Source organism: Peribacillus faecalis (genome assembly GCF_014712675.1).
In the GTDB taxonomy this organism is placed as follows: Bacteria; Bacillota; Bacilli; order Bacillales; family DSM-1321; genus Bacillus_AD; species Bacillus_AD faecalis.
In genome coordinates this window covers 74,037-93,944 of the sequence record NZ_JACXSI010000011.1, presented here as the reverse complement: position 1 = coordinate 93,944, position 19,908 = coordinate 74,037, and the positions used below count along the sequence as shown (strand labels likewise).

General features: G+C 40.9%; 14 protein-coding genes, 1 other RNA gene and 1 other annotated feature. Of the genes, 2 read left to right on the top strand and 13 right to left on the bottom strand.

All coding sequences use genetic code 11. The features are described from left to right. Positions 1-173 precede the first annotated feature (173 nt). The 5 genes from IEO70_RS05815 to IEO70_RS05795 form a co-directional block, all read right to left on the bottom strand. Positions 174-941 carry a tRNA threonylcarbamoyladenosine dehydratase gene (locus IEO70_RS05815; RefSeq protein WP_190997421.1) on the bottom strand — a complete coding sequence of 256 codons (768 nt, stop codon included), beginning with the start codon at positions 939-941 and terminating at the stop codon, positions 174-176. Between the two features lie 172 nt (positions 942-1,113). Beyond that, positions 1,114-1,301, bottom strand: a non-coding RNA gene (gene ssrS / locus IEO70_RS05810) — 6S RNA. Between the two features lie 62 nt (positions 1,302-1,363). Then, positions 1,364-3,139 carry an aspartate--tRNA ligase gene (gene aspS, locus IEO70_RS05805; protein WP_190997420.1) on the bottom strand — a complete coding sequence of 592 codons (1,776 nt, stop codon included), beginning with the start codon at positions 3,137-3,139 and terminating at the stop codon, positions 1,364-1,366. Positions 3,140-3,153: 14 nt separating this feature from the next. After that, a complete protein-coding gene (hisS, locus tag IEO70_RS05800) occupies positions 3,154-4,425 on the bottom strand; it encodes a histidine--tRNA ligase (RefSeq protein WP_190997419.1) in 1,272 nt (423 codons plus the stop codon). A 76-nt stretch (positions 4,426-4,501) separates the two neighbouring features. Then, positions 4,502-4,745, bottom strand: a binding site (T-box leader). 63 nt (positions 4,746-4,808) lie between these two features. Further along, positions 4,809-4,985, bottom strand: a complete 177-nt coding sequence (locus tag IEO70_RS05795) for a hypothetical protein (RefSeq protein WP_190997418.1) — start codon at positions 4,983-4,985, stop codon at positions 4,809-4,811. 102 nt (positions 4,986-5,087) lie between these two features. On the opposite strand from IEO70_RS05795, the gene IEO70_RS05790 reads away from it, so the two are divergent. Next, positions 5,088-6,377, top strand: coding sequence for an N-acetylmuramoyl-L-alanine amidase (locus tag IEO70_RS05790; RefSeq protein WP_190997417.1), 1,290 nt, complete (start codon positions 5,088-5,090; stop codon positions 6,375-6,377). A 157-nt stretch (positions 6,378-6,534) separates the two neighbouring features. On the opposite strand, the gene dtd is transcribed toward IEO70_RS05790, so the two are convergent. The 7 genes from dtd to IEO70_RS05755 all read right to left on the bottom strand — a co-directional run bounded on the left by dtd (position 6,535) and on the right by IEO70_RS05755 (position 17,532). Continuing rightward, positions 6,535-6,969, bottom strand: a complete 435-nt coding sequence (dtd, locus tag IEO70_RS05785; protein ID WP_190997416.1) for a D-aminoacyl-tRNA deacylase — start codon at positions 6,967-6,969, stop codon at positions 6,535-6,537. 10 nt (positions 6,970-6,979) lie between these two features. Beyond that, on the bottom strand, positions 6,980-9,178 hold the full coding sequence (locus tag IEO70_RS05780; RefSeq protein WP_190997415.1) for a RelA/SpoT family protein: 2,199 nt from the start codon (positions 9,176-9,178) through the stop codon (positions 6,980-6,982). 971 nt (positions 9,179-10,149) lie between these two features. Further along, entirely contained in the window at positions 10,150-10,662 is a 513-nt protein-coding gene (locus IEO70_RS05775) for an adenine phosphoribosyltransferase (protein ID WP_190997414.1), read from the bottom strand. Continuing rightward, positions 10,653-13,019 carry a single-stranded-DNA-specific exonuclease RecJ gene (gene recJ, locus IEO70_RS05770; protein ID WP_190997413.1) on the bottom strand — a complete coding sequence of 789 codons (2,367 nt, stop codon included), beginning with the start codon at positions 13,017-13,019 and terminating at the stop codon, positions 10,653-10,655. The genes IEO70_RS05775 and recJ overlap by 10 nt, the downstream gene beginning before the upstream one ends. 81 nt (positions 13,020-13,100) lie before the next feature. Continuing rightward, a complete protein-coding gene (locus IEO70_RS05765; protein ID WP_190997412.1) occupies positions 13,101-13,994 on the bottom strand; it encodes a cation diffusion facilitator family transporter in 894 nt (297 codons plus the stop codon). Positions 13,995-14,727: 733 nt separating this feature from the next. Then, positions 14,728-16,986, bottom strand: a complete 2,259-nt coding sequence (gene secDF, locus IEO70_RS05760; RefSeq protein ID WP_190997411.1) for a protein translocase subunit SecDF — start codon at positions 16,984-16,986, stop codon at positions 14,728-14,730. A 201-nt stretch (positions 16,987-17,187) separates the two neighbouring features. Then, entirely contained in the window at positions 17,188-17,532 is a 345-nt protein-coding gene (locus tag IEO70_RS05755; RefSeq protein ID WP_235973506.1) for a post-transcriptional regulator, read from the bottom strand. 72 nt (positions 17,533-17,604) lie between these two features. Between IEO70_RS05755 and spoVB the strand changes: the two genes are divergently transcribed. Next, complete coding sequence (gene spoVB, locus IEO70_RS05750) at positions 17,605-19,137, top strand: stage V sporulation protein B (RefSeq protein WP_190997410.1); 1,533 nt, start codon at positions 17,605-17,607, stop codon at positions 19,135-19,137. Here spoVB and IEO70_RS05745 read toward each other — a convergent pair whose 3' ends face one another. Further along, positions 19,138-19,791, bottom strand: coding sequence for a DUF421 domain-containing protein (locus IEO70_RS05745; RefSeq protein ID WP_190997423.1), 654 nt, complete (start codon positions 19,789-19,791; stop codon positions 19,138-19,140). Between the last annotated feature and the right edge of the window lie 117 nt (positions 19,792-19,908).

Sequence of the window (19,908 nt, the reverse complement as noted above, 5' to 3'; positions counted from 1 at the left end):
TTGCTACAGGACGTAGCGTCCTTAGTCGCTGTTCCTTACTTGCGGGCCGCTTCCGCTTTTCGGTTCCCGCATGGCTCCTTTTTGACTTGCAACATATTCAAGATGGTAACTATCCGAAGATGGCGGCAAATCTGAGTATCCGTCATACCCAAAAGGACCGGTGACGGTTTTTCTTATTTATCATCACTCAAGCGTTGGATATCAATATCCTTCACGATTTCTCTTACAACCCAGCTGGCTGCAATCAATCCTGCTACTGAAGGCACAAATGCATTAGAAGATGGCGGCATTTTTGCCTTGCGAATTTCCGCTTCATCGTTTCCGACAACTTTACGGACATCTTCGCGAATTACAATTGGACTTTCGTCCGAGAAAACAACGGTAATGCCTTTGCGAATGCCTTCTTTGCGCAGACGTGTGCGAATGACTTTCGCTAAAGGATCGGTATGCGTCTTAGAAATATCGGCAATTTGGAAACGTGTCGGGTCCATTTTATTGGCTGCTCCCATACTTGAAATCATCGGAATTTCGCGACGCAAACATTCTTTCATCAGATGAATTTTGTATGAAATCGTATCTGAAGCATCAATTACATAATCTAAACCGTAAGAAAAGAATGTTTCATATGTCTCTTCTGTATAAAACATTTTTAAAGAAATAACTTCACATTCCGGATTGATGTCGGCAATGCGCTCTTTCATTAAATCCGCTTTAAACTTACCGACAGTAGACAATAACGCATGCAGCTGACGGTTTACATTCGTAATATCAACATCGTCCTTATCGACAAGAATCAGTCTCCCAACGCCGGAACGAGCCAACGCTTCTGCTGCAAACGATCCAACTCCGCCGATTCCGAGAACAGCTACTGTCGTGTTTTTTAACTTTTCCAAGCCTTCTTTGCCGATCGCTAATTCGTTTCTTGAAAATTGATGTAACATAATTTCAACTCCATTAATTTGCTACTATTGTTATATCTTATTTTTTATTCAATCACAAGTAAAAAGGTATGAATACTATTATTATATAATATTTGCCCATAGAAAAACGGAGATCGCCGTTTCGATAGCTTCTCCGTTATATTGTTAAAATAATTATTCGAATATAAGGCGAAAGAGTCCCAATTATGCCGTCGTTCGCCTTTGTTTTGAACCCGCTCTCCGCAGGTGGGTGCTCTGTTCATCGCTTAGTAAGTCCACAACGAATGAGGCATTTACGCATCGACGAAACGTCCGAGTTCCCAAAACTATAAGTGTTCGGTCAAAACTTATAGGTTAAAGTAACGTACACATCAGGACTCTCTCTTATTGACTGTATAATAGCATATTTACAGAGCGATTTTCAAGAAATCACCTATAGGTAATTATTCCTTTTTTTCGCCTGTAAGCATCAGTCTTAGCTCAGCCAGTTGCTCAACACTCACGCGGCTTGGCGCTTCTGTAAGCAGACAGCTTGCGCTTGCTGTTTTAGGGAATGCAATTGTATCGCGCAGGTTTGTACGGCCGGCAAGAAGCATAACAAGACGATCTAATCCAAGGGCAATACCGCCATGCGGAGGAGTACCGTATTCGAAAGCTTCAAGCAAGAATCCGAACTGCAGTTGAGCTTCTTCTTGGCTGAAACCAAGTACAGAAAGCATTTTTTCTTGAATGTCTCTTTCGAAAATACGCAGTGAACCTCCACCAAGCTCATAACCGTTCAATACAAGGTCATACGCTTGAGCACGAGCATTATGAGGCTCTGTATCAAGCTTATCTAAGTCTTCACGAACAGGCATTGTGAATGGGTGGTGCGCTGCAAAGTAACGTTTTGCTTCTGCATCATATTCAAGCAATGGCCAATCTGTTACCCATAGGAAGTTAAATTGGCTTTCGTCAATTAACTCTAATTGTTTACCAAGCTTCACGCGCAACGCTCCTAAAGTATCAGCTACAACTGTTTTGTTGTCAGCTACAAATAATAGTAAGTCGCCTGCAGTTGCTTCTAAAGCACTTGCTAATGCAGCTTCTGCTTCGCCTTCGAAGAATTTAGAGATTGGGCCTTTAAAGCCGTCTTCTTCTACTTTGATCCATGCTAAGCCTTTCGCTCCGTAAACAGATGCAAATTGACCTAATGCATCAATATCTTTACGAGAGAACTTCTCAGCAGCACCTTTTACGTTGATTGCTTTTACTTGGCCGCCATTTGCTACAGCGCCTGCGAATACTTTGAAACTTGAATCCTTCACTAATTCTGATACATCTACAAGTTCAAGACCGAAACGTGTATCTGGCTTATCTGAACCGTAGCGTCCCATTGCTTCAGCATAAGTCATGCGAGGAAGAGGAAGCTCAAGCTCGATGCCTTTTACATCTTTCATTACTTTAGCCATCATGTTTTCAGCCATTGTCATAATGTCTTCTTGGCTCATGAAGCTTGTTTCAATATCGATTTGAGTGAATTCAGGCTGACGGTCTGCACGCAAATCTTCATCACGGAAGCAACGAGCAATTTGATAATATTTATCGAATCCTGAAACCATCAATAATTGCTTAAACAGCTGAGGGCTTTGCGGTAATGCATAAAACTCACCGTCATGCACACGACTCGGTACAAGATAGTCACGCGCACCCTCAGGCGTGCTCTTAGTCAAAATTGGTGTTTCAATATCTAAGAAACCTTCTCCATCTAAATATTGACGAACACTTCTTGTAATGTCATGACGCATTTTAAGCGTATCGAACATGAACGGACGGCGAAGGTCTAAATAACGGTATTTCAGGCGTGTATCTTCAAGTACTTCCGCTTTATTATCGATTGTAAATGGAACTGTTTTTGATTCATTAATGATTGTTACAGCTTCTGCTTGAATTTCAATCGTACCTGTTTTTAAGTTTTTGTTATGTGTGCCTTCTTGACGGGCAACAACTGTCCCCTCAACACTTAAAACATACTCTGTACGGATTTTTTCTGCAGTAGCCAATGCTTCTTTAGAAACATCAGGGTTGAATACAACTTGAACAAGACCCGAGCGGTCGCGTAAATCAAGGAAAATTAGTCCGCCAAGATCGCGGCGCTTCTGTACCCATCCTTTTAAGACGACTTTTTCGCCAATGTTAACTTCTGAAACATCTCCACAATAATACGTTCTGCCAAACATCCCTATTTCCTCCCTTATTGCTGTATCCTTTTAAATTCTTCAATAAAACTATGCAAATCCAACTCTTGCTGATCGCCTGTAGCCATATCTTTCAGAGTGATTTTATTATTTGATAATTCGTCATCGCCAAGCACCGCAACAAAACGGGCATTTACGCGGTCAGCTGCTTTAAATTGTGCTTTGATCTTGCGGTTTCCATAATCTTTATCCGCAGAAAAACCATGCAGACGCGCTTCATTAACAAGCTTCACGCTGTAATCTTTTGCTGCCTCTCCAAGCGCAACGACATAAAGATCACTTTGCTTTTCAATCGGTAATGTAACACCTTCCGCATCAAGAGCGGCGATTAAACGTTCAATGCTTAATGCAAAACCGATACCCGGTGTTTCTGGACCGCCGAAGTCTTCTACTAAACCATTGTAGCGTCCGCCGCCGCAAAGAGTAGTAATCGCGCCAAACCCTTCTGCGCTGCTCATGATTTCAAATGCTGTGTGATTATAGTAATCTAAGCCGCGAACTAATGTGGCATCGACTGTGTACGGTATTCCCATATCTTCTAAGTGCTTCAGCACTTTTTCGAAATAATTTTTAGAGTCTTCATTCAAATAGTCCAAAATCGATGGAGCCGTCTTCATTAATTCGTGATCACGGTCTTTTTTGCAATCTAAAATGCGAAGCGGATTTTTCTCTAAACGGTTTTGACAATCTGAACAAAACTCATGAATATGCGGCTGGAAGTGTAAAATCAGAGCTTCACGGTGATTTGTGCGACTTTCCTTGTCTCCAAGACTGTTAATGACAAGCGTTAGCTTTTGAAGCCCTAGTTGCTTATATATATTCATCGCTAAGCTGATTACTTCAGCATCAATAGCCGGGTCCGCAGCTCCTAGTGCTTCTACGCCAAATTGCACAAATTGGCGGAAACGGCCGGCTTGCGGTCTTTCATAACGGAACATTGGTCCATTATAAAATAGTTTTACAGGCTGATTCGCCCAGCCGAACATTTTATTTTCCACAAATGAACGGACAACAGCAGCTGTTCCTTCCGGACGAAGTGTTATGCTACGGTCGCCTCGGTCAGTAAATGTGTACATTTCTTTTTGAACGATATCTGTTGTTTCACCGACACCTCTTGTGAATACTTCTGTATGTTCAAAGATCGGTGTACGAATTTCATTATATTGATATCTTCTGCAAAGATCTCTTGCTACGTTTTCGATATACTGCCAAACAGCAGCTTGTTCAGGAAGAATGTCTTGCGTTCCTCTTGGAATTTGCACCTTCATTTCCTGTTCCTCCTTGTTTTCTCATAATCACTATTTTTTTCTATACAAAAAACTCTCGTCTCTTGTAAATATCTTTACAAGGGACGAGAGTTATATTTCCCGTGGTACCACCCTAATTCAAAATGCAAACTTGTGCATTTCCTCATAACAGTTAACGCCTGTTCACGTTCATCTCCTACTAAAAAGGGCAACCCCTTCTTTCAGAGCGAAACCTACGGAGTGTTCGTTCATTAAGATTCGATGTAGGAAAGCTTACAGCCTAAGGCTCTCCCTCTCTTGACCCGAGATTCTTAACTACTTTTCTCCCTCATTAGTTTTACACTATGTATTAATTTATCTACTAATAATAATTGCCTGCGCAGCAATTGTCAAGGCATAAACGATTATGAGCGGCCGAGCTGTTTCTTCAAGCTTTTGACTTCCCGCACCTGCAAACCGAATTCACTTGCCAGCTCGACCATCGTATTGCTTTGTTCTCTTTGAATGAAATCGTGAAAATCAATACCAAAGACCTGATTAAGACCACTGTTAACGATTCCGTTTTTTTCATTATTTCGCATTTTCTGCTCCTCCTGCTGATTAAATGATGATATTATTTATAATGTCCTTCTTTATGATTTTCTTATCATATTTGACAAAAATTTAAGAATGGCAATGAGGTGATGACCATCACAAAATTTAAACTGATTTTTCTTTGTTTGCTCATCGTCTTTTTTCTCCCTATAGGCGACTTAAGTTTTGCGGAATCAGAAACGGTTACAATAACAGGCAATACAGTAAATGCAAGAAGCGGTCCGGGAACCGATTATGATATTGTTCAGAAACTGACAAAGGGAGATATTTTTTCTGTAATTGATACAAAATCGGAATGGACGCAAATTAAACTTTCAAACGGGACGAAAGCTTGGGTTTTCAACGAGCTGATTGCACAAAACAAAGATAGTGAACCAAATTTAGATAAAGCTGAACTTACATCTCCTTATGCGGTTATCACAGTCTCCGCTTTAGCTGTAAAAAGCAAACCACATTCAGAAGGCAATTACGTGACGACTATCCGTGAAGGAGAATCGTACCCTATTATTGATGAAAAAAACAGTTGGCTAAAAGTCAAAGTTTCTGAAGATGAAACAGGCTGGATACCTGAATGGAATGTAAAAGTTGTCAGCGAAAAAGAGGAAACACCTGAAGAAGGAACAATCACTGTCTTATTTGACAATGTTCCACTCCGTACAAAGGCATCTATAAATAGCGATGTGAAAAAATATGCTGATAAAGGGGACGAGTTAAAGGTTACTTCTATTGAAGGCAACATGTACGAAGTCAAAATCGGCTGGTGGAGAAAAGCTTATGTAGCAGGCTGGCTAGTGGAAGCTTCCGGTGATTTGCCTCAATTATCGAAAGAAGGCACTAATAACTCTCTAGAGAATAAGTTGGTTATTATTGACCCCGGTCACGGAGGCCACGATAGCGGGACAATCGGTGCAAACGGCACATACGAAAAAAACCTTGCTCTTTATACCGCTTCGCTTCTAAAGGACAAGCTCGAACGCGCGGGGGCAACTGTCATATTGACAAGGGAAGAAGATACATATATGTCCTTGGAAGCCCGCGTGCAAGTCGCTAATGCCCATCGACCTGATGCCTTTATCAGTATCCATTACGACAGTGCCGACCAAGCAGAGATACAAGGGATCACCCAATACTATTATCACAGTTCACAAAAAGGGCTTGCTGAAGCTATTAACACGAGCATGAACGATGACAACATCTCCAGAAATAGAGGGTCGCGTTTCGGCAATTACCAAGTTCTCCGCCACAATAGTTTTCCTGCTGTTTTGTTGGAGCTTGGATATTTAAGCAACCCGAAAGAAGAAGCAACTGTCACCAATTCCAAATTTCAGCACCAAATTACAACCGCTATATACGAAGGTATCTCAAACTATTTTCAATAAAACAAGCCGTTACCGCTTCAATGAATAAGGAGCCATGCGGGAGGACCAAGCATGGCAGGGATACGGCTAGACAGCTTTCCAAGTTTAAAAATTATATACTTTCATAAGAAGTGAAAAAGGCGAATCAAGGACAACATTTTGTTGCCTTTGATTCGCCTTATTTATCTAGTATAAGTGTTACAGGACCGTCATTCACAAGCTGAACATCCATCATCGCACCAAAAATGCCCGTCTCGACATTGACATGCTTTCGCAGCTCTTCGTTAAATAACTCGTATATTTCAGTTGCATGATCCGGTCTTGCAGCGTCCATAAAGTTCGGTCTTCTGCCTTTACGGCAATCTCCATATAAGGTGAACTGCGAAATGGATAAGATGCTTCCGCCCACATCCAGTAAAGAATGATTCATTTTGCCATCCTCATCCTCGAAAATACGGAGATTCACTACTTTATCAGCTAAAAAGCGCGCTGCTTCAGCCGTGTCTTCATGCGTAACACCAACTAAAAGCACAAGCCCTTTATCAATCGCGCCAACAATTTGCCCATCTACAGTAACACTCGCTTCTTTAGAGCGTTGTAATACGATTCTCATGATACTCCCCTTAATTCATTATCCTTCTAACAGCATATACATCAGGAATTTGTTTAATCTTATCAACCACTCTTTGCAGATGAGCCACATTATGAATACTTAACGTCATGTTGATGAGTGCAATTTTATTACGGTCTGTCTTGCCCGACACAGCTGAAATATCTGTCTTCGTGCCATAAACAGTCTGCAATACTTCGTTCAATAAACCTCTCCTGTCATAACCGTTGATTTCGATATCCACATTATATTCCTTGTTTTCGCATATACCTGTTTCCCATTCAACCGGTACAAGTCTTGCTTCTGCATCTTCACCGATTAAATTTGGACAATCGCGTCTATGGACTGATACACCGCGCCCTTTTGTAATAAAGCCAACAATATCATCTCCCGGTACCGGGTTGCAGCAGCGTGACAATCGGATCAGCAGATTATCCACACCTTCAACACGGACACCTGATTCACGCTTTTTAATTGGTTTAAATGATTTTGTATCGGAAGTAAGTTCTGAAACTTTTGCTAACTGCTCTTCCTGTTCTTTAATTTTACGCCATTTCTCAGTCAGTTTATTGGCCACTTGTATAGCGGTAATGCCATTGTATCCGACTGCACAGTACATATCTTCTAGGTTAGCAAAGTTGAATTTCTCTACTACACGCTTGACATTATCCGGCGCTAATACTTCTTTTAAATCCAAGTCATGGCTCTTAATTTCTCTTTCAACAAGCTCACGGCCTTTTTCTACATTTTCTTCGCGATTTTGTTTCTTGAAGAATTGTCGGATTTTATTTTTAGCTTGAGAAGTTTGCGTGATTTTCAGCCAATCTTTGCTCGGTCCGTATGAATGCTTGGATGTCAAAATCTCGATAATGTCGCCTGTTTTTAATTTGTAATCTAGCGGGACCATTTTTCCGTTCACTTTCGCGCCAATCGTTTTATTGCCGATTTCTGAGTGAATACGATATGCAAAATCAATCGGAATCGAACCGGCCGGCAGCTCAATTACATCACCCTTCGGCGTGAATATGAACACCATATCTGAAAACAGATCAATTTTCAGCGATTCCATGAACTCCTGCGCATTAGTCGCATCATCCTGGAATTCTAAAATTTCTCTGAACCAGCCCAATTTCTCTTCAAGCGGCAATACAGCTGAAGCATCTTTACCCTCTTTGTAAGCCCAATGCGCCGCAACCCCGAATTCGGCAATGCGATGCATTTCGAAAGTGCGGATTTGCACTTCCAGCGGATCACCCTTAGGACCAATCACAGTCGTATGAAGTGATTGGTACATATTCGTCTTCGGCATCGCAATATAATCTTTAAAACGACCGGGCATTGGCTTCCAGCAAGTATGAATGATACCTAAAACCGCATAGCAGTCTTTTATGCTGTTCACTAAAATCCGTACAGCTAGCAAATCATAAATCTCGCTGAATTGCTTGTTTTGTACAGCCATTTTCCGATAAATGCTGTAAATGTGCTTTGGCCTTCCTGATATTTCAGCCTTGATTTGAACATTTTCTAATTTGTCAGCTACTTCATCAATAACATCTTTCAAAGATTCCTCGCGCTCCGTACGCTTCTTCTTCATTAAATTGACGATACGATAGTATTGCTGAGGATTTAAATATCGTAAGGCAATATCCTCGAGTTCCCATTTAATAGTCGAAATACCGAGACGATGCGCAAGCGGCGCAAAAATCTCAAGCGTCTCATTTGAAATGCGTCGCTGCTTCTCATGCGGCAAATGCTTTAACGTTCTCATATTATGCAGCCTGTCAGCGAGCTTAATCAAAATAACGCGGATATCTTGAGCCATTGCGACAAACATTTTCCGATGATTCTCAGCCTGCTGTTCTTCATGCGACTTATATTTAATCTTTCCGAGCTTTGTGACGCCGTCAACTAGCATTGCCACTTCCGGATTGAACGCTTCTTCCAATTCGGCAATGGTCACATCCGTATCTTCGACGACATCATGTAAAAAACCGGCAGCAACCGTTGAGGCATCCAATTCAAGATCGGCTAAAATACCGGCAACCTGAATCGGGTGAATAATATACGGTTCACCGGATTTCCGATATTGATCTTTATGCGCATCCTCAGCATAAAGAAACGCTTTTTGAACTATTGCAACATCTTCCGGTTGCATATAGGCTGCTGTTCGTTCAATCACTTGTTTTGAAGTTAATATTTGTTCGTTCGCCATGAAACCACCTTAAATGTATAGTAGAAAACGGTATTTTTTATCTATCTTATACAGAGTAATAATAATAAGACCCTATTAAAGCTAATGTTGTTTTATTCATCGTGGAAAAATTGCACGTTGATCTCAACAGGTAACAATAAAAGAGCCTTACTAAATAAATCTATTTCAAAAATTGTATTGTTATTATTATCGAAAAAAATCGCCTGAAAGTAAAGAGGTTAACACTCATTTCCACTAAATATCAGACAAAAATTGACAAAACTCATATTCGAACATAAACATCCCTATAAAAATAAATGGGACATCTTCAAATATAACATAAATTTATACATAATGTATCAGAGTCTTACAAATTTCATAAAGAAAACTTGCCTTTGACAAGCCTGATAAGGCGCAGATAAAGGTCTAGTTGCACTTATACTATAGACTTAAAATTGGCGACTACGTCGAATTCTCCGCCACGTTGCCAATTTACTTTACTATAGTGCAGAAAAACCGTCACCGGTCCTTTTCATTTTTGATTCCGCTTCATTGATTTTACTTCAATGAAAAGGAGCCATGCGGGAACCGAAAAGCGGAAGCGGCCCGCAAGTAAGGAACAGCGACTAAGGACGCTACGTCCACATATCTTCGTCGCTGTGACTCTCGTCCTGAGAGCCTCCGACCTGCATAAGACGAATCACGTAGGAAATTGTAAAATTTCTGAAGTGATTTGGCTTATGACCCCGAGGGGCTGGCCGCTGCAGCTAGACAAATTCAAAGAATGAACATCGGCTAAAACCGGCACGCCCTGTGACAACGCCGATATGACCTACATCCTGTAGGCCTCCGAGCATGGCAGGTGAAAGGTTAGACAGCTATCTAAGTTAAAAAATATAACTTTCTTAACTTTTAAGAAACCGGCCCTTTTTGATTTAAAAAAAGACCGGCTGGGAGCATCACAACTCCTCTAGCCGGTCAAAAACTTTTTATTAATATTCCATTAATGTTAAAACATCATATCCGTCAAGCTTAGCGCGACCATCAAGATCTTTAAGCTCGATTAAGAAAGCAATACCTGCCACAACACCACCAAGCTCTTCAACAAGCTTGATTGTAGCATCAATTGTACCGCCAGTAGCCAATAAGTCGTCCGTGATTAATACACGTTGTCCAGGCTTGATCGCATCTTTATGGATTGTCAATACGTCAGAACCGTATTCAAGACCATAGTTCACTTTAATTGTTTCACGAGGCAATTTGCCTTCTTTACGTACCGGAGCAAAGCCGATTCCTAAAGAGTAAGCAACCGGGCATCCGATAATGAAACCGCGCGCTTCTGGACCCACTACGATATCGATATTTTTTTCTTTTGCATATTCAACAATTTGATCTGTTGCATATTTATATGCTTCGCCATTGTCCATCAAAGTTGTAATATCTTTAAAAACAATACCTGGTTTCGGCCAATCAGGTACAATTGTAATATACTGCTTTAAATCCATGAATTCGTTTCCTCCTTGAGTTCTTTATCATCGCTGCCTAAATACGATTGAATCCGATCGTAAAGCTGCTTATAAGAAGAATAAAGAAGCTCGTTTTCCAATTTAATTTGTTTCTGCTTACTTATAAATGAAGGGGCATCACTGATATCTTTCTTCGCTGCTCCCCTATTCACAGAAATCAATCCATTCTCCATTGTAACAAATCCTAGTTCAAAAAACACCTGACAAATAAAATCAACTGTATCACGCGACCAGCCTTTATGCTTAGCTATGTCCTCACTATGCCGTTTTATGTCGAAAGGACCCTTTTTCAACAATAATGCGTACATCCATTTAAAATGATCGCGAGTAGGCAATGTACTGAAGAAATGTTCTTGATTTTGGTAGAAATGGGTATAAATACGATTTGGCTGTTTGCCTTCAAACAACCTCGTCAAAAGTTGCTCATTCGGCGGCATGTCCACCAAGACGACATTACAGCCTGTCAAATCTTCTGCTGTTGCCGCTTCTTCATCAGACACTACACTAAGCTGATATGGACTGACAGAAAACTTCCCAGCATCTTTCTCATTAAACACAATGAGCTTCGTTTGATCTACTGGAACAGTCTCCAATAGTTGAGAGAGCTTTTTGTTTCCCCGAATATCAAACAGCTGCCAATGATCCACGCTTAAGTCTTGCAGAAAAATTTGAGGTTTTCTTCTATTATTCCACTCATTTATAGATAATTCCCCAATTACCGAGACCTTAGCATTCGAGGATACTTCATCGCAGTAATCACCCATGCCGAAGCCGACACCATCTAAAGAATTCTCTCGATCAGTCAACAACATTTTTAGATGACTGCCATCCGCTCCGATTCTTTTCATTGTATCCACCGTAAGGTTTTCCAATAAAACACGCGGCTTAGGATTGCCCATGCCAAACGGCGCGAGTTTTTCCATCTCCATAATCGAGTCGATGGATGCTTCTTCAAGTGTAATTGAAGCATCGATATCCGTAACCGGAATTAAATCCTCTTCGCTCAAAACTTCATTTGCTAAGACATTCAAACGTGTTCTTAATTCATCGACATCATCAAGCTTTAAGGTCATTCCGGCAGCCATCGGATGTCCGCCGAAATGCGGCAAAATGTCTCTGCAAGTAGATAAGTTATGATATAAATCAAACCCATTAATACTGCGTGCAGAACCTTTCGCTACACCTTTCTCATGATCATAGCTTAATACAATGGTCGGACGATAATACTTCTCGACCAATTTAGAAGCAACAATACCGATGACACCGGGATTCCAGCCATAATCTCCAACAACGATCACGCTGTTCGTTTCAATCGGGTATTTCTCTTCAACTTGCTTTATTGCTTCCTTTGCAATTTCAGCTACAATCGCTTGTCTTTCTTTATTCAACGAGTCAATCTCTTCAGCAATGAACTCTGCAACATCGTTTTCTTTAGTCATTAACAATTCGACTGCCGGATCGGCATCGCCTAATCGTCCTGCTGCATTAATGCGAGGTCCGATTCCAAAGCCGACGCTTTCTTCATTGATTGTATTCAATTCAATGCTTGCTTTTTTAAATAAGGCCCGCAAACCGGGACGATTTGTCTTTCGTAGCTGTTGAATTCCTCTCGCAGCGATTAGGCGGTTTTCATCCTTTAAAGGAACTAAATCGGCAATAGTTCCGATTGCCGCGATTTCTAGCAAATCTTCCGGAAGTTCACCTAATAACGCGTGTGCTAGCTTAAACGCAACGCCGACACCAGCTAAATCCTTGCATGGATAAGCGCTGTCTGGTAGCTTTGGATGAATAATTGCCAAAGCTTGCGGCAGTTCTGGACCAGGCTCATGGTGATCGGTAACGATATAATCCATTCCGAGTTCATTTGCCACTTTTGCTTCGTGCAAAGCGGAAATACCTGTATCGACCGTAATGATCAAGTCCGTACCGTTTTCTTTCGCGAAACGGAATGCCCCTTCATTCGGACCATACCCTTCACTAAATCGGTTCGGAATATAGAAATCGACATTGGCTCCCAGTCGTGTCAATGCTTCCATTAATACAGTCGTACTGCTGACACCATCGGCATCATAGTCTCCAAAAATCAATATATTTTCTTGGTTCGCTATCGCAGCTTTAATGCGCTGAACAGCTTTATCCATATCTTTAAGCAGATATGGATCGTGAAATTTCAATGTATCCAAAAATAAAAAAGACTTCACTGAGTCAATGGTATTTAAACCGCGATTAACTAATAATTGCGCAACTAACGGTGTGATTTGTAACTCTTTAGTCAATGTATCAACTTCTTGCTGATTGCATCGCTTTATATTCCAGCGTGTTTTTGACTGTAACATGAATTCACCCCTCAACCTTCCCTATTATACAAGAGAGATTGAAGGGTTTCAATTTTTTTCAGTTGTTCCTTTTAACTGTTTTCAATCACTCCCTAAAGGATTAATGTGAACAAAAACATCGTGAATATGGGATTGCTTCAAAAGCTCGTTCTTTACCCTTTTTCCAATCGCATGTCCCTCTTCGACAGTTATATAAGGATCGACAGAGATTTTCAAATCGACAATGACATAGTAGCCGTGTACCCGACCATAAAGGGAATTGATTTTAAGCACATCTTTGTTCTCTAAAATAACTTGTTTTAATGGTTCAACTTCCTCTGCTGGCAGCACATGATCCAATGTATTAATAATGGAGTCTTTCCCTAATGTATAAGCCATTTTAATGACTAAAATCGCCACAACAAAACTGGCAGCCGGATCGCCATACTCCAACCATTGTAATCCTGTTTTCGCACCGATAACAGACGCCCCGACACCCACAAGTGCCGCAACCGAAGAATACACATCCGACCGATGCTCATAAGCATTCGCGATTAACGCTTTGCTTGCAAGCTTTGTGCCTAATCGGAATTTATAACGGAATAACGCCTCTTTGACGACAATCGAAATGACTATGACTATTAATGCAAAAGGCTTAGTCGGTTCACGGACAGTAAAAAAGGATTTAATCGACGAATACCCCACCTCTAGCCCGACCAATAAAAGAAGTAAACTGACGATAATAGCTGCGATAGATTCAGCCTTTCCATGTCCGTATGGATGTTCTTCATCCGGCGGCTCCTTAGCAGCTCTTAAGCCTAAGTAAACCGCAAAAGAACCGACTACGTCCGAAGCAGAATGAATCGCATCTGCAATCAGCGCTCTACTATTCGCAAGAACACCGACTACTCCCTTTAAAACAGCTAAAGCAATATTAACTACAATTCCGAGTGTAGCAGCAAATTCCGCTTGTTTAAAACGATCCTTTTCACTCATTCAATAAATCCTCCCTAACACTTCTTTACAATGCCTTATCTCGTTATTGTTCCCAAACATTAAGAAAAACCGTTACCGGTCCTTTTTCATTTTTGATTTCACTCCTTGATTTTTCTTCAATGAAAAAGGAGGCATGCGGGAACCGAAAAGCGGAAGCGGCCCGCAAGTAAGGAACAGCGACTAAGGACGCTACGTCCGCATATCTTCGTCGCTGTGACTCTCGTCCTGAGAGCCTCCGACCTGCATAAGACGAATCACGTAGGAAATTGTAAAATTTCTGGAGTGATTTGGCTTATGACCTCGAGCTGTCAAATTCATCACTTACCAGTCATGAATTTGACAAGATACTCATGGGAGATTATCTAAGATGAAAACTGGCTGGCCGCTGTAGCTAGACAAAGTCTAAGAAGGAACAGCGACTAAGAGCGCTACGTCCGCATATCTTCGTCGCTGTGACTCTCATCCTGAGAGCCCCACACAAGAAACCCACCTTTGGTTTTCGAAAAGGGACGTATAAAAGGAGCATCGGCTAAGAACGCCACAGCCGCATGTCTTCGCCGATGTGACCTACATCCTGTAGGCCTCCGAGCATGGCAGGTGTAAGGTTAGACAGCCATCTAAGTCTAAAAATATATTCTTTCTCTTTCAAGAAAAACCGTCACCGGTCCTTTTGGGTTAAATGTATTCAAACAAAAAAAGATGACCTCTGAGTACAGAGATCATCTTTTTTCATTTATACTTGCGGCTCGTCACTATATTTTTTCTTTTCAACGTAAGTGATTAGCTCGCCTTTTTTTGCTAATTCTTTTTTCTTCAAATCCAACCATATTTGCGTTGCGATAAAGATAGACGAATAAACGCCACATATCATACCGATCAGTAACGCAAGTGAGAATGTGAAGATTGATTCGCTACCGAAGATACATAATGCAATAACTGTCAGCAATACTGTAACAATAGTATTGATTGTACGAATCATCGTTTGACGAACACTTACATTTGCCACTTCTTCCAGTTCAGCTACAGTTTTGATTACACGTTTCTTCTTCATGTTATCCCGGACACGGTCAAACGTTACAATCGTATCATTGATAGAGTAACCGATAATGGTTAGCACAGCAGCGATGAAGTTCAAGTTGACTTCAATCTGTAGTACGCTAAATACAATGATGATAAAGAATGCATCATGCAATAGCGCCAATACAGCCGGTAGACCCATGCGCCATTCGAAACGAACCGATACATATAAAATGATACCGACCGAAGCGATTAACACTGACATTAATGCATTTTTAGCCAGTTCTTTTCCGACTGTCGGAGAAACTGTACTGATGTTTGGATCATGTCCATATTTATCATGGAAGAAAGTTTTCACTTCTAATACTTCAGACTTAGATAGTTCATCTGCCGTACGAACAACCGCCGTTTCATTGTTATCGCCAGATAGAACGATATCATCGCTGTTGATGCCGAATTCTTCAATATCCGCTTGAACCTGTTCTGTCGTAAACGGCTTATCAGATGTAATTTCCAGTCTTGTACCTTGTGTAAAGTCAATGCTCAGATTCAGTTTGAACACGAACAATGCGACTATTCCTAATACCGTAATGGCAGAAGAAATGATATAGTAAACTTTACGGTTTTTAACAAAGTCAAATCGGTCAAATTTAGTCGGCAGCGATAGAACATCCGCTGTTTGATGAATATCTTGAATATCCTTCTTCTTCACTCCGAACCAGCCCGGTCTCTTATCAAGAAGACCGCTGTTTACGCAAAGTGATAATAGAAGACGGGTTACGAAAACGTTAGTCAGGATACCCATCAGGATACTGATGATTAACATTGTTGCAAAGCCTTTTACAGAGCTTGTACCAAAATAGAACATAACTCCGGCAGCCAGCAGTGTTGTTAAGTTTGCATCCATAATTGTAACGAGTGATGTTTTATTTCCTAGCGTAGTAGCCGTTCGTATACTTCTTCCGACCCGCAATTCCTCTTTAATCCGTTCATAGGTAATAACGTTGGCGTCAACGGCCATTCCTACCCCTAAGATCAAGGCTGCGATACCCGGCAATGTCAGTACGGCATGCATCCAATCAAAGATCAGCAAAATTAAGTAAATATACGCTGATAAGGTTACAACAGCAATAACACCCGGGAAACGGTAGAAGAATACCATGAATAAGTAAACAGCCGCTACCCCAATAAATCCGGCGAAAATTGTGTCTTTTAAGGCATCCTCACCGAATTTCGCTCCTACTGATGTAGAATAGATTTCCTCTAAGTCTACCGGCAGAGCACCGGCATTTAAAAGATTAGCCAAGTTAGTCGCTTCTTCATTTGTAAATGACCCGGTAATCAATACAGTTGTTTGATTGAATACTTGGCTTACAAAAGGAGCCGAAATCATATTCGCTTGTCCTTCAGGAGTTTGGTATGTACTTACTCCGTCTTCAAAGTCCAGCCAGATTGCCAACACATTAGTAGGTGCAGGCATAGCAGAAACCGTTTGTGTTACTTCTTTAAATTTATTCGCGTCTTTTAACGTTACTTCAACGGCTGGCTGGTTATTTTCATCAAATGTCAGCTTAGCTCCGTTCTCTTTTAAATCAGAGCCTGTTAGCATAACTTTGTCGTTATAGTCTCTGAACGTCAATTGTGCAGATGTAGACAGCATCTCCCTTGCATCAGCCTGATTGCTGACGCCTGCCAGTTGTACACGGACACGGTCTTCGCCTTCAATACTAATAACAGGCTCATTGACACCTAGAACGTCAATTCTTTGACGGAGGGCATCTACCGTGCTGTTTAAAACTTCCGTTGTCACTTTCGAACCATCTACTGTGTGAACTTCATAGAGAACTTCAAAGCCGCCTTGTAAATCCAATCCGAGCTTAATGTCTTTTACTATTCCTGATGTAGTCGTGCCGATCAGAGAGAAAATAGTAATGACCAGAAGCAGGAACGCGACTATTCTAGATCTTTTAACCATTAAGCAAAAGCCTCCTTACGACATTTAGGCCTGATCTTGCAGTATGAAAGATAATTATGTAATAACCAATTCCATCAATCTTACAAAATTGCTGCTTCATATAGAAAGATTTGGCACAATCATTTAATCCTCTTAACTCCTTCATTATTATGAGTTAATTTAGAAAGACTGTCAATTTAGGTTTAGGATTCCTTATTAGGATCATTTAAATAAATCCTTGAATGATTCAAAATCCGGACCTTTATTTTCCTGTGAATACTTAAAAGCTTCAATCGTTTTAAAATGCATGAACTCCCCAATTTTCACTGATAACACATCGTTTATCAATTGGTGCAGATGAACATCCTCTTTATCCTTCTTCCACTTCTTTAAGAGCAAGTAATCCCAAATCTGATCGTCCGTCACATCATTGTAGCCAAAAATGGAAAATTCATTGCATTTGCTCCTAATGGCTAAATTCAGCGTTTGCCTATATTGTGCATAAGGATGAGTCCCATTCATAGCATTCCACAACCCCTCATAAGTTAATTGAGCTTCCTTTGTCATGCTTTGTCCACTTTGATGCATATAGTTAATTGTAGAGTATTTCGACAATTATGAGAAGGCAGGTAATGGCAAATGTCTAAGTTTTTTCAAGGAACACTCATACTCCTCGCTGCCGGACTGATTACAAGAGTGTTAGGCTTCATCAATCGGATCGTCGTCGCAAGAGTAATCGGCGGAGAAGGAGTAGGCCTTTACATGATGGCCTTACCCACACTCTTTCTTGTCATTACGGTTACTCAAATCGGTTTGCCTGTTGCCATAGCAAAGTTTGTTGCCGAGGCAAATGCTGTCGGTGATGAAAAGCGGATAAAAAAAATATTGGTGGTCTCTTTAAGTATCACATTAGGACTTTCTCTCCTATTCACTCCTGCTTTGCTGATTTTAGCCCCTTTATTATCGCAAACGCTTTTTACGGACGAACGGGTTATTTGGCCGCTGATTGCAATTACGCCGATTATTCCGATTGTCGCTGTGTCAGCGGTTATTCGCGGCTATTTCCAAGGTAAACAAAACATGAAACCGGGAGCTATAGCCATCATTTTGGAACAAGTGATTCGTATTCTTCTTATTGCTTACTTAACTAAGACATTTCTTCCTTACGGGATCGAGTATGCGGCAGCGGCTGCCATGTTTGCATCTGTCATTGGAGAACTCGTTTCCCTGCTTTATTTATTGACAAGCTTTAAAGTTAAAAAGCATTTTCGTCTCCGAAACAAGTTTTTCTCACAAATAAAACAAGGAAAAGAGACGTTATCGCAATTGCTAAGCATCGCGCTTCCTTCGACAGGCAGCAGACTCATAAGCAATGTATCTTGGTTTCTCGAGCCGATTGTTGTAGCTCAAAGCCTAGCGATTGCAGGTGTATCTACTGCCATGGCGACTCAGCAATACGGCGAGCTCGTCGGCTATGCCTGGCCGGTGCTGATGCTTCCTTCCTTTATCACGATTTCGCTGTCCACTTCGTTAGTGCCGGCCGTGAGTGAGGCTGCATCTTTAGGCAACATGAAACTTGTTTCCTACCGACTGCATCAAGCATTGCGGATTATTTTTATAACAGGCTGCCTTTCAATGATGGTTCTGTTTGTTTTTGCCGATCCGCTCATGGAATTGATGTACAACAACAATCATGCCGCCGTTTATATTACTTTTCTGGCACCTATATGTATTTTTATTTACTATCAAATGCCGCTTCAATCAATCTTGCAGGCACTTAACTTGGCGAAAGCTGCCATGATCAATTCACTGATTGGAGCCATAGTTAAGCTGGGCTTGATTTTCGCGCTATCTTCTCAGCCACAGCTTGGCATCATGGGCACTGCTATTGGTATCGCAGCAAGCACAGTACTAGTTACCTTTTTGCACTTCGCAACTATTTCCAAAAGAATTACTTTTGCATTTGAGATTAAAGATTATTTATTAACGATTATCATTACGTTTCTATCCGGCTGGATCGGCCACGTTATTTATGAAACCATGACCAATTCATACGCTTTATATATTTCCATCTTACTTTCCGGTGCTTGCTTCCTGTTGCTTTGCCTTTTACTAAAAGTTATTACAATCAGTGAACTTTCCGCTTTTAATGTGTTCAGAAAGAAAAAATAGTTACTCATCTATCAGGTCGATTGTTAAAACTCCTCGATATAAACTGCAATAAGAGATTTTCCGATAATCATGGTAGCCATTTTGACGAAGCTGTTCAACCAGCCATTCCTCACGAATGTCGAAGTACCGCAAGTTGTCGACCTGTATGATGCCATCCAAAATAAGAGGCAGCGGAATAATAGTTGCCTCTTTCTCAGAACCGGTGCTTTTCTTTAAAACGGATAACTTCCCCGATGGTTCCAGGATCGCATAGTCAACCTCTGACAAAGTAAATATGTTTTGCTCCCTCAGTTGCAACAACATATCATCGAAATTATAACGCTGAGTTTTCATAGCCTTCTCATCCACTTTTCCGTTGTGTATGATGATAGTCGGCTTTCCATCAAGCAGCTTGCGGAATTTAGGTATTTTCAGTGAGATGATTGCGAGCGTTATTTGGATAATCATTAACGATACCATCGGCACAATCGCTTCAATTAAAGTTACATTAATATCTTCAATGGCAACAGCGGCAAGTTCGGCAAGCATCAGAAATACGCCTAAGTCCAATAGACTCATTTCCCCGATTTCTCTTTTTCCCATCAGCCGAAAAATGATAATAATCAAAGCATACATAAAAATCGTTCTAAAAATAATGATGATTAATTCATTCATATAAATAAATTTGCCCTTCACTTTTTCTTTTAGGATAACCTCAAGTCCGGCAATCATTACATGTTTCCTTGTTCTATTCCCGGTTAGCCTTTCATATGCTTGTACTAGAATAATTGC